At 64.2% G+C, this 6,774-nt stretch carries 5 protein-coding genes; 3 read left to right on the forward strand and 2 right to left on the reverse strand.

Annotated elements, in window-relative coordinates:
- Positions 1 to 271 precede the first annotated feature (271 nt).
- Positions 272 to 1,771 carry a tRNA (N6-isopentenyl adenosine(37)-C2)-methylthiotransferase MiaB gene (miaB, locus tag PPP56_RS08575; RefSeq protein ID WP_353563628.1) on the reverse strand — a complete coding sequence of 500 codons (1,500 nt, stop codon included), beginning with the start codon at positions 1,769 to 1,771 and terminating at the stop codon, positions 272 to 274.
- Positions 1,772 to 2,082: 311 nt separating this feature from the next.
- Between miaB and PPP56_RS08580 the strand changes: the two genes are divergently transcribed.
- Complete coding sequence (locus tag PPP56_RS08580; RefSeq protein WP_353563629.1) at positions 2,083 to 2,880, forward strand: hypothetical protein; 798 nt, start codon at positions 2,083 to 2,085, stop codon at positions 2,878 to 2,880.
- Positions 2,881 to 3,021: 141 nt separating this feature from the next.
- On the opposite strand, the gene PPP56_RS08585 is transcribed toward PPP56_RS08580, so the two are convergent.
- Positions 3,022 to 3,759 carry an arylesterase gene (locus PPP56_RS08585; protein ID WP_353563630.1) on the reverse strand — a complete coding sequence of 246 codons (738 nt, stop codon included), beginning with the start codon at positions 3,757 to 3,759 and terminating at the stop codon, positions 3,022 to 3,024.
- 104 nt (positions 3,760 to 3,863) lie between these two features.
- Between PPP56_RS08585 and PPP56_RS08590 the strand changes: the two genes are divergently transcribed.
- Both PPP56_RS08590 and PPP56_RS08595 read left to right on the forward strand, forming a co-directional pair.
- Positions 3,864 to 4,598 carry an ABC transporter ATP-binding protein gene (locus PPP56_RS08590; protein WP_353563631.1) on the forward strand — a complete coding sequence of 245 codons (735 nt, stop codon included), beginning with the start codon at positions 3,864 to 3,866 and terminating at the stop codon, positions 4,596 to 4,598.
- Between the two features lie 165 nt (positions 4,599 to 4,763).
- Positions 4,764 to 6,774 (forward strand): acetate--CoA ligase family protein (locus PPP56_RS08595; protein WP_353563632.1); only part of this gene is annotated, 2,011 nt, incomplete at its 3' end.

Consider the following 6,774-nt stretch of genomic DNA (forward strand, 5'->3'; position numbering starts at 1 on the left):
CCGCCCAATCCACGGCATGAGATCGCCGCGTCAGTCGCAGGGCTCCCTCCTCGCGATGACAAGTTTGGACCCTAACAATCACGTGTGACACAGCAGTAGGCGATCGCGTGCTATTCTTTCTTGTGGCCCAGTTCGCCCTGCTGCTCCTCGTATAGAAATTATGCTTCGCTCGCCTGCTCCGATACGGGTTCAACACGGAGCCGCTCCACTCAAGATGAGAACATTTAAGCAGGGCGTGTTGCAACCTGAAGATTGACGTGTGGCACAGCACTTACCCCACCACCAGCCGCTCGGCTTCTTCCTGCAGCGTGGTGCGGCCCAGCGCTTCGCCGATGAGCGTGGCCGAGGTGGCATCGACGATGCGCACGTTCACGTAGTCGCCCTTCTCGTAGTCCGCACAGTCGAACACCACCATCTTGTTCGTGTCGGTGCGCCCGCAGAGCTGGGCGTCGCTCTTCTTGCTGGGGCCCTCTACGAGCACCGTGTGTTTGCGCCCGATCTCGTTGGCGTTGCGCACCTCCGAGATGCTGCGCTGCAGCGTGATGATCTCCTCCAGACGGCGCTGCTTCACGTCTTCGGGCACGTCGTCGTCGAGCTTGCGGGCGGCGTACGTATCCGGACGCTCGCTGTACTTGAACATGTAGGCGTGGTCGTACTCCACCTCGCGCATGAGGGAGAGCGTGTCCTGGTGCTGTGCCTCGGTCTCGCCGCAGAACCCGGCGATGATATCCGTCGACAGCGAGATCCCCGGGCACAGCGCCTTGGCGCGCTCCACCAGGTCCAGATACTGCTCGCGGCTGTACGTGCGGCGCATGCGGTCGAGCACCTCGGTGTTGCCGTGCTGCACCGGCAGGTGGATGTAGTTGCACACGTTGTGCCGCCGGGCATGCACCTGCAGCAGCTCGTCGGAGCAGTCCTTCGGGTGACTCGTGGAGTAGCGTACCCGCAGCTCGGGCGACACCTGACTGACGCGGTCGAGCAGCTCGGCAAACGACACGTCGGTGCCGTCGTCGTCGGTGTAGTGGTAGGAGTTTACGTTCTGCCCGAGCACGGTCACTTCTTTGTAGCCCTGGTCGACCAGCTCCTGGCACTCGCGCAGAATGGTGGATACGGGCCGGCTGCGCTCCCGTCCGCGGGTGAAGGGCACCACGCAGAAGGCGCACATGTTGTCGCAGCCGCGCATGATGGAGACGAACGCCGAAATCCCGTTCGAGTCGTAGCGAACCGGCGAGAGGTCGGCGTAGGTTTCTTCTTTGGAGAGCTGCACGTTCACCGCGGCCTGTCCGGTCGAGTCGGCTTCGGCGAGCAGGCGCGGCAGGTCGCGGTAGGCATCGGGCCCCACCACCAGGTCGACGCGCTTTTCCTGCTCCAGCAGCTTCTCGCGCAGGCGCTCGGCCATGCAGCCCAGCACCCCGATCATCATGGGCGTATCGCGCTTGCGCTTCTTCGCGCGCAGCATGTCGAGGCGGCGCCGCACCTTTTGTTCGGCATTCTCGCGGATGGCACAGGTGTTGACAAGCGCCACGTCGGCCTCGTCCACGTCGTGGGTCAGGCCATAGCCGTTGCTCTTGAGCACCGACGCCACGATCTCCGAGTCCGATGCGTTCATCTGGCAGCCGTACGTTTCGAGGTACACCTGCCGCGCGCCCTGCACCTCGTGCTCGGCCATCTTCGGGCGGTCAAGGTCGTCGGTGTCGATGTCGTCGTTTTCCTGGGCGCGCTCACGACGCAGCTCGGTATCCAGAATGTTGATGTCTTGAATCGGCTCCATAGGAAGAAGGGGTTGGTAGACGTCAGGCAGTGGGCAACAGCACAGTACAGTACGGCCTCTCTTTACAATGCAATCTTTCTGTACGCTACCTTCCAGATACGGTTCAGTGGCGTACGTCAGTGCACACGATCAATCGCACACAATCAATCGCACATCAATCGCGCACGGCCCCCGCGCTGGCCACACCCGTGCACGGCATGCTGGGGGACGCTTTGATCTATACGATCTATGCAGGCAGTACGATCTATACGGCCAGTAATGCGTAGAAAAAGTTAAGTGCAGCATGTTCTCACAACTCCGTCCCCAACGCTATGGCCCTCTGTGCACGTTCTTGGCTCTGCTCCAGCACCGCTCCCCGGCGCCTCGTGGCCACGGGTGTGCTGTGGGGACTTCTCATCGTGCTTGTGGCGACCGGATGCCAGAGCACCAGCACCTCGCACACGCTCTACCCGGAGTCGATCGCTGATCAGTACCTGCCGCGCGAGCGCCAGGTTGAAGCGCACCCCGACTCGATGCGCACCCTCACGATCGTAGAGCGCGACGACAAGATCGCCTTCGAGATGGAGCAGAGCTACCAGCGCATGCACCAGTCGTGGTCGAGCACGTTCGACCTGCTCTCGGCCGGACGGCGCCCGGCGCGTCCGCTTACCTACGCTACGCTCTGGAGCAAGGATCTTTCGCTGGCCGCGCTGGATGCACGCGAGGGGGTGTCGACGCTCACACAAGACGCCGCCCGCGAGCGCATCCAGGCCGAGCGCGATGCCTACCACGAAACGGTACAGATCGACCTCTACTGGTTTACCGGGCCCCGCCAAACGCCGCCCTCGCTGCTTCGGGCGAACGCGCAGCTGCGTGCCCAGAACGGCACGCGCGAAGACTACCGGCCCCGCGAGGTGCGCAACCTGCCCATCCGCGACGTGCTGCTGCCCAGCGGTGACCGCGTGCTTTATCGTCGCGTCATCCTGGTCTTCGACCGCATGGTCGACGACCACGACATCCTCTCCGAGATTAACGAGCTGAAGCTGCGCGTCACCCCCAGCGGCGGCACGCGCCTGCAGTTCGCCTGGTCGTGGTCCGACGAACCCGGTGCAACCACGGCCACGCGATAGAGCATAGTTCAAACGAGCAGTGTTCGGAGGGATGCGCAGCAACGTGCCTCACGAACCGCCCGTCTCGGGCCTCCGTACGGTTCGGTTCTACACGAACGTCTGGCCTCATCGACGCCCACCCGTCGCCTGCATGCCCGTCTGTCACGATGTCGCCGGCTCGGCCTCCAGGCGCCGCTCCAGGATAGGCTGCAGGTACTCCCACACGTTCTCGGCCACGATGGCCTGCCCTTCGGCGGTGGGGTGAATGCCATCAGGCTGGTTGAGGTCGGGCTCGCCCGCTACGCCTTCCAGCACAAACGGAATGAGCGTAACCGCGTCGCGCGCCTCCGCTACCGCCGGAAAGACCTGCCGGAATTGATCGGTGTACTCCTGCCCCAGGTTCGGCGGCACCTGCATGCCGGCCAGGAGCACCTCCGCCTCCGGATAGCGCGCAAGCGTGGTATCGACCATCGCGCTCAGGTTCTGCTGCGTGGTGCTTGGGTCGATGCCGCGCAGTCCGTCGTTGCCGCCCAGCTCCAGCACCACAATGTCGACAGGCGTACGCAGAAGCCACGGCAGGCGCCGAAGTCCCCCTGCGGTGGTCTCGCCGCTGAGTCCGGCATTGGTGACGTGCACGTCGTACCCGGCACGGTCGGCTTTCTCTTGCAGATGCGCAGGAAACGCCTGCTCGGAGTCGAGTCCGTACCCCGCGGCGATGCTGTTGCCGACCACGAGCACATGCAGGGCTGCGTCTTCGACCTCGCGCGTCTGCACGTCGGTGTCGGCGCGGTCTTGCGCACGGGAGGCTGTATCTGTGGCCACGGTATCTGCCGGCTCGTCAGAGACGTCGGTCTGATTGGAACGATCCGGTCCGCATCCCACAAGCCATAGAACACTCAAACCGACGAGAAGGTATAGACGCCACGATTTCATAATGCGGAGGTTTATCTGTGAGAAACGGCGCCCCGTATGCACCTGCCTTTAACTGTGGAAGTTTCGTGCCTATGCCCAGCGACCCGGTACTTCGCGTTGCGAACGTGACCCAGACGTTTGAGAGTGGATCCAAGACGCTGACGGTGCTCGACGATGTGTCGTTCGAGATCGAGGCGGGGACCTCGTGCGCTATTGTAGGGCCGTCGGGAAGCGGCAAGACGACCCTATTGGGACTGTGCGCCGGCCTCGACCGTCCGACCGAGGGCACGGTAGCGCTCTGCGGGACCGACCTGAGCCCGCTCGACGAGGACGAACGGGCGGCGGTGCGAAATCAGCATGTGGGCTTTGTCTTTCAGACGTTTCGGCTCTTGCCTACGCTGACGGCGATCGAGAACGTGATGGTGCCGGCTGAGCTGCGGGGCGCTGCGGGAGCGCGGTCGCAGGCGCGCGAGCTGCTCGACCGGGTGGGGCTGGGCGACCGCCTCGACCACTACCCGTCGCAGCTTTCGGGGGGCGAGCAGCAGCGGGTGGCGCTGGCACGGGCGTTCATCAACACCCCCAGCATCCTGTTTGCGGATGAGCCGACGGGCAACCTCGACGAGGAGACCGCCGCCACCATTGAGGACTTGCTCTTCGACCTGAACGCGACCTCGGGCACAACGCTCGTGCTCGTCACCCACGATCTGGAGCTTGCGGACCGTACGCAGCGCCAACTGCGCTTGCGCGGTGGAAAGGTGGTGGATGCAGACGGCGTGCCGGTGGGGGGAGCCAAGAAGGGGAGCAAGAAAGAGATCAGCCCTGCGTAACATTGTTGTAGCGCGCCTCTCTCGCATGCGCCGCGCCCGCGATCTCAAGAACCCTTTGCAAACAAGTCGATCCCCTCTCTGGTAGAGACGCATGAACGCATCTGCCTTACTGTGCATTGGGGTGGCTGACTGCTCTGCATCCTCTTGTCTTTCCTTCGGTTTTCTATGCCAACTTCTGATCCGTCGTACAACCTTCTTGCGTCGCGCAGCCAGCCGCTCGACGCGATCTTCTCGCCAACCAACGTGGCCGTGATCGGCGCGAGCGAGAAGGCAGGCAGCGTAGGGCGTACGCTCCTCTGGAACCTGATCAGCAATCCGTTTGGCGGCACGGTCTTCCCGATTAACCCCAAGCGTGACAGCGTGCTGGGCATCCGCGCCTACGACAGCATCGACGACGTGCCCGAGGCCGTCGACCTGGCCGTCATCGCTACGCCGGCGCACACGGTGCCGAGCATCGTGAAGGAGTGCGGCGAGGCCGGCGTGCCCGGCGCCATCATCATCTCGGCTGGATTCCGCGAGGTGAGCGACGAAGGCGCTGCGCTGGAGCAGGAGATCGCGACCCACGCCGCCAACTACAACATGCGCATCGTCGGGCCCAACTGCCTGGGCATCATGCGCCCCAAGACGGGGCTCAACGCCACCTTCGCCGGGGCCATGGCCAACGAAGGCAACGTCGCCTTTGTGAGCCAGAGCGGCGCGCTGCTTACATCCATCTTGGACTGGAGCTTCAGCGAGAACGTCGGCTTTAGTGCGTTCGTCTCGATCGGCTCGATGCTCGACGTGGACTGGGGCGACATCATCTACTACCTGGGCGACGACTCGGCTACGGAGAGCATTGTGCTCTACATGGAGTCGATCGGCAATGCGCGGTCGTTTATCTCGGCAGCGCGCGACGTGGCACAGAGCAAGCCGATCATCGTCATCAAGGCCGGGCGCACCGGCGCTGCAGCCGAGGCAGCCGCCTCGCACACCGGCACCCTCGCCGGAAGCGACGCGGTGCTCGACGCCGCCTTTCGCCGCACCGGCGTCTTGCGCGTCGACGACATCAACGATCTCTTCTACATGGCCGAGGTGCTCGCCAAGCAGCCGCGTCCGGACGGGCCCAACCTCAGCATTGTGACCAATGCGGGCGGGCCGGGCGTGCTGGCGACCGACGCGCTCATCAACGGCGGCGGGCAGCTTACCGAGCTCTCCGAGGAGACCACCGACGCACTGAACGAGCGCCTGCCTGCAGCCTGGAGCGGAAGCAACCCCATCGACATCCTCGGCGATGCGAGTCCGCAGCGCTATGCCGACGCACTCGAAATCGCTGCCGACGACGAGAACAGCGACGGGCTCCTGGTGGTGCTTACGCCGCAGGCCATGACCGAGCCCAGCAAGACCGCCGAGCTGCTGCGTCCGTACGCGCGCGGCAACAAGAAGCCGATCCTGGCCAGCTGGATGGGCGGCGACGCGGTGCGCCGGGGCGTCAACATTCTGAATCAGGCCGGCCTGCCCACCTTTGCCTATCCTGACACGGCCGCGCGGGTCTTCAACAACATGTGGCGTTACAGCTACAACCTGCGCGCCCTCTACGAAACGCCCCGCCTGCCCGCCGACGGCGCCGACGGCCCCGACCGCGAGGCCGCTGCCAGCCTGGTCGAGAAGGCCCACCAGAGCAGCGGCACCATCATGACCGAGTATGACTCCAAGAAATTGCTGGAGGCGTACAACATCCCCACCGTCGACACCCGCATTGCCGAAGACGAAGCCAGCGCCGTTGAGGCCGCCGAGTCAATCGGCTATCCGGTTGTGGTGAAGCTACACTCCACCACCATCACCCACAAGACCGATGTGGGCGGCGTGAAGCTAAACCTGCATTCGGCAGAGGCGGTGCGCAATGCCTTCCAGCAGATCAAAGACGGCGTGCCTGCTGATGGGTTTGACGGCGTCACCGTGCAGGAGATGGTAGATACCGACGGCTACGAGCTGATCATTGGCAGCAGCGTCGACGCTCAGCTCGGCCCGGTGTTGCTCTTCGGCACCGGCGGCTCGCTCGTCGAGGTGTTCGAGGACCGCGCGCTCGGACTGCCCCCGCTTAACACGACGCTCGCCCGTCGCATGATGGAGCAGACGCGCATCTATGAGGCTCTACAGGGCGTGCGCGGCCGCGAATCGGTTGACATGGAGGGGCTGG

The sequence above is a fragment of the Longimonas sp. genome (genome assembly GCF_040409695.1).
In the GTDB taxonomy this organism is placed as follows: domain Bacteria; phylum Bacteroidota; class Rhodothermia; order Rhodothermales; family Salinibacteraceae; genus Longimonas.